The organism is Leuconostoc sp. (assembly GCF_965300815.1).
Map to the genome: position 1 here is coordinate 1 of NZ_CBDKZH010000155.1, position 2,107 is coordinate 2,107.

Annotated in this window: 2 protein-coding genes; one reads left to right on the forward strand and one right to left on the reverse strand. The window is 40.4% G+C overall.

Annotated features, from left to right (window positions below):
- Positions 1–165: 165 nt before the first annotated feature.
- On the forward strand, positions 166–798 hold the full coding sequence (locus tag ACW12G_RS07540; protein WP_010001254.1) for a deoxynucleoside kinase: 633 nt from the start codon (positions 166–168) through the stop codon (positions 796–798).
- A gap of 278 nt (positions 799–1,076) precedes the next feature.
- Here the strand turns inward: ACW12G_RS07540 and ACW12G_RS07545 are convergent, their stop codons facing one another.
- Complete coding sequence (locus ACW12G_RS07545) at positions 1,077–2,027, reverse strand: hypothetical protein (RefSeq protein ID WP_455647667.1); 951 nt, start codon at positions 2,025–2,027, stop codon at positions 1,077–1,079.
- Positions 2,028–2,107 lie beyond the last annotated feature (80 nt).

The following is a 2,107-nucleotide window of genomic DNA, read 5'->3' on the forward strand; positions in this document are numbered from 1 at the left end:
GTACTCCCGTATCAGGGTTATTATTTTAATATTGCTGACTAGTTGAGTTAACAGCCATCTTGGGGTAATGTTCGCTTTTTCCAGCAAAACCACGTAGCGGGTTGGCTTGTTGTTTGCCCAGATTTTTTGTATAGTTAATAGGTTACTAAATAATTGGAGGTTGTCATGGTGATTATTACAGCAGGCATGATTGGCGTTGGCAAAACGACATTAACGAGCTTGATCGCTGAACATTTTGGCACAAAAGCATTTTACGAACCCGTGGGCGACAATCCAGTCTTGCCACTTTATTACTCGGATCCAAAGCAGTATGGTTTCTTACTACAAATTTACTTCCTTAATCGTCGTTTCGACATGATTAAGCAAGCTTTGGCCGATGATAACAATGTCTTAGATCGTTCAATCTACGAAGATGCCCTTTTCACAGCTGAAAATCATAAAGATGGCAACATCACAGATGCTGAAATGGAAGTTTATACGCAATTGCTCGACAACATGATGGCAGAATTGCAAAAGCTCCCTAAAAAGGCGCCTGACCTCTTAGTCTACGCGGAAACAGACTTTGAAACGATTTTGTACCGCATCAAGAAGCGTGGTCGTGATTACGAACAATTCGACGAAAATGACGAATTGCGTCAATACTACTTCCGCATTTGGTCAGCTTACCGTGATTGGTTTGAAGCCTATGATGCGTCACCTAAGATTAAGATTGACTTGCAAACTTATGACTTAGAAGAAACAGCGAATCAACAAATCATCTTAGATCAAATCGACGAAGCCTTAAAGGCTATTCGTTAATAAAAAAGACACTTCTAATTGAAGTGAACTGAACCCAAAAAATTGGCGCGAAGTTTCAGCAATTAACTGGCCGAAAAGATGTCGGTACTATACCGGTGTTTTTTCGACCAGTTTTGTTTTAATGTCATTTTTTGTTTAACATGATTTGTCTTGACGCCAGAATCAGAATCAAAATAAAAGTAGACCCCTTCGTAATTTTTACGAAGGGGCCTACTTTTATTCTGTATTTGAATTATTCTTGCATAAAAGCTAGAATTCAATCAGCGCAGCCACTTAATTTAATTAGTTGCTGGGAGAACTTTTTGAGTAACGGTAATTACTTTCCCACTTTGAAGCCTGATAGTGGCAGTGACGAACATGTTAGATGTATCCCAACCACTCGATTCCTGCTTCGGCACCAAATAGCCGCTAAACCTTTCCCCATTACCTGGATTAGTATTAAATCCTAAAGCTTCTAATTCTTCTTGTGAATACGAAGCAGATAGATTAGAACCATCTGAAACTGACACACTCGTGACTGTGAAAGGCGTTAGATCAGTCACTGAAAATGCTACTATCAATTTCTTAGCATACTTTCCTACTGTTTGAACACTTCCAGCTACAAAATTAGACGAAAGTTTTGATTCCATCATCTTATCTGCGGCATCTTGTTCTGTTGATGCCATTTTCGCGTAAAATGGATTGGTTGTATTACCTGGTGCAGGTTGACCCTTAGGTACTAAGACAACCTCCATACCTTCTAAGCGATAACCATATCCAGATGTTCCGGCATCTTGTCCATTGGATGCCCAACCTAACCAGCCAAAGCTTTGCGCATGGACACGATAGTAAACATCATAATAGTTTGCAATATTACCTGACAGTTTAATGCGAATCGCTTCTAGTCTTAATGCCCGACCTGAAGTTCCGCTGACACCACCATTTTGTGTCCAGTCTTGCCAACCAATATTTTGGACGTGCGTCTGATATTGGATGCTACCCGTCATGGCACTGTCTTGATTAGTAAGCTGAATGGTCGTTGCCTCTAAACGCTTACCTTGTCCAGTTGTGCCAGCCACTTGACCATAGGCAACATAGGGTTGCCAGCCAATACTTTGGACATGCGTCCGATATTGGACACTTGGCTGTTGGGCTGCTGCTACTGGTGACGACCACTGGGTCGTGAGGAACAAACCGATAACAGCTGTTAAAATAATCACTAAACTGCTAGTGATTTTATTGTTCTGCATTGTTTAATCTACCTTCCATACAATCTTATCCCTTATAATACATTTATATTATAACAAGATACCTATCATCTGTATATTAC